Here is a 2,411-nt window from a genome sequence, read left to right as displayed (position 1 = left end):
CGGCAGCCCCACCCCGCAGCCCGGCGGCTCCAGCTCCCAACCTGGCGGCCCAGCGCAGGAGCCCGGCGGATCCACTCAGCAGCCTGACGGCTCGACGCAGGAGCCCGGCGGGCGCGGCTCGCTCACACCTGTGGGGCCCGGACCGCAGGGCGGCGAACACGCACCGCCACGCGGCGATGCGCCGGGCGGCCACCCGCCGGTGGTGACTGTGGGTGCGGCGAGCGCCAGCGAACCCGACCGGGTCAACCGCCCGCTCGCGGTCTCCGCGGTGCTCGCCGTGGCCAGCATCATCGGCGCGCAGATCGGTGCCGTACTGGGCATGCGTCGTCGCCCGGCGGCGGCCCGCGTCGGCGGACGGCGGCACGTCCCGGTCAGCCCACCGTCGGAACTGCCGATCGGCCGCCACCGCCGCTACTGACACCGCCGCCGCACCGAGGACCGTTCAATCCCTCCCAGGCGACCTCAAGCGCCTCTGTTGCCCCGGTCCACCCACGACGGGTGCCGGGGCAATACGCAGCCCGGCCGTCATCACGAAGGCTGGTTGGACCCGGCCTCGGTAGCAGTTTCAGGGAAAGTGCTGTCTCGCTGGCTGATGGCTGACGAGGCAGCACTTTCCCTGAACTTGTGCGGATCTTGACCGTGCCGGGCGGGTCCGGCGACGGTCAGGGCAGGCGGGTCTCCAGCTGGCCGTCGACAATCCGGGTCGGCAGGATCTGCTGGTCGTTGGGGGACGGCCCGTGCACCACCTCGCCGCCGTTGAGGCGGAACGTGCTGCCGTGCCATGGGCACACCACGCAGGCGTGTCCGTCGATCTCGCGTACCTCACCCTCGCCGAGTGGGCCGCTCTGGTGCGGGCAGCGTTCGAGCATCACCGTGACGTCGTCGCCGTGCCGGTAGACGATCACCGACACGTCGTCCACCTTGTGGGTGACGAGTTCCCGCTGCGGCAGCTTGGTCAGCTCGGCGATCGGATGCCAGCCGTCGCTGATCAGGTGCAGGTCGGAAACGCTCACGTTCACCTGGGCACCCTGCTTGTACGCCAAGTGCCCACCGATGTACGCCCCCGCACCGGCGGCGCTCAGCCCGAGCCAGCCGAGCGTACGCCCGAGTTGGTGTCGGCCGGACAACCGCGCGGCCACCGAGCCGCCGTACATCGCCAGCGCGACGGTGTTCGCCGCGGCGTGCACCAGTCCGATCCGGCGTTGGTCCCGGGACAGTGCGGCCCAGTCGTTCAACCCGGCGACCGCCGCCGGCACCGCGCTCAGCGTGCCGACCGCGGTGAGCGTGGTGGCCGCCCGGCGCTGGCCCGGCATCAGGTCCAGCACGGCTGCGCTGATCCAGGACCCGACCGGCACCTGCACCATCGCCGGGTGCAGCGGGTGCCCGAGCCAGACCCCGTGCAGCAGATCCCGGACCCGCTGCGGACGGAGGATGCCCTGCACCACACCCTGCAACCGGTCACCGAACCGGTCCAGGCCGGAAGCTTGCTCGATCTTCGTCAACAAGGCTCGCACGGCTACCAACTTCCCGCCGGGTCCGACGGCAAACCGGTCGTCCGGGACGAATCACCAGGCAAGGGCCGAGTTCACCCGTTCGGACGGCCGGCCACCGCTCCCGCCCGCCTCAGCCGGAGACGGGCCTGACGAGACCCCGGGCGACCTGATGCGCCGGGCACCGGCATCCTGATGGGATGGCGGTACGGGTGGAACGGGACGGACCGGTGACCACGGTGATCTTGGATCGACCGGCGGTACGCAACGCGGTCGACGGGCCCACCGCACGCGCTCTGGCTGACGCGTTCCGGTCCTTCGAGGCCGATCCGGACGCCTCGGTGGCGGTGCTCTGGGGAGCCGGCGGCACGTTCTGCGCGGGTGCCGACCTCAAAGCCATCGGTACGCCCAGCGGCAACCGGGTCGAGCCGGACGGCGACGGCCCGATGGGCCCCACCCGGATGGTGCTCAGCAAGCCGGTGATCGCCGCGATCTCCGGCCACGCCGTGGCCGGTGGGCTGGAGTTGGCGCTCTGGTGCGATCTGCGGGTCGCCGAGTCGGACGCGGTGCTCGGGGTCTTCTGCCGGCGCTGGGGCGTGCCGTTGATCGACGGCGGCACGGTGCGGCTGCCGAGGCTGATCGGCGAGAGCCGGGCGATGGACCTGATCCTCACCGGCCGTCCGGTGCCGGCCGACGAGGCGTACGCCATGGGGTTGGTCAACCGGCTGGTCGGCCCGGGTGAGTCACGCGCGGCGGCCGAGCGGCTGGCCGCCGAGATCGCCGGCCACCCGCAGACCTGCCTGCGCAACGACCGCGCCGCCGTGCTGGCCACCGCCCACCAACCCGAACCCGAGGCCCTCACCATCGAACTCACCTACGGCCTGCACTCCCTCGCCACCGACACCCCCCACGCTCCCACCC

Annotated in this window: 2 protein-coding genes and 1 pseudogene; 2 read left to right on the top strand and 1 reads right to left on the bottom strand. The window is 72.5% G+C overall.

The window, feature by feature from the left end; all coding sequences use genetic code 11:
• Positions 1-418, top strand: a pseudogene (locus tag C1I93_RS32845) (LysM peptidoglycan-binding domain-containing protein); the annotation flags it as partial.
• Positions 419-662: 244 nt separating this feature from the next.
• Here C1I93_RS32845 and C1I93_RS30120 read toward each other — a convergent pair.
• Positions 663-1,514: a Rieske (2Fe-2S) protein gene (locus C1I93_RS30120; RefSeq protein ID WP_111246624.1), complete on the bottom strand. Its 852-nt coding sequence runs from the start codon at positions 1,512-1,514 to the stop codon at positions 663-665.
• A gap of 176 nt (positions 1,515-1,690) precedes the next feature.
• Between C1I93_RS30120 and C1I93_RS30115 the strand changes: the two genes are divergently transcribed.
• On the top strand, positions 1,691-2,411 hold a 721-nt coding region (locus C1I93_RS30115; RefSeq protein WP_111246623.1), incomplete at its 3' end, for a crotonase/enoyl-CoA hydratase family protein.

The organism is Micromonospora endophytica (assembly GCF_003236305.1).
Lineage (GTDB): Bacteria > Actinomycetota > Actinomycetes > Mycobacteriales > Micromonosporaceae > Micromonospora > Micromonospora endophytica.
The sequence above is the reverse complement of the archived record's forward strand: the minus strand, read 5'-3'. Positions and strand labels throughout refer to the sequence as shown.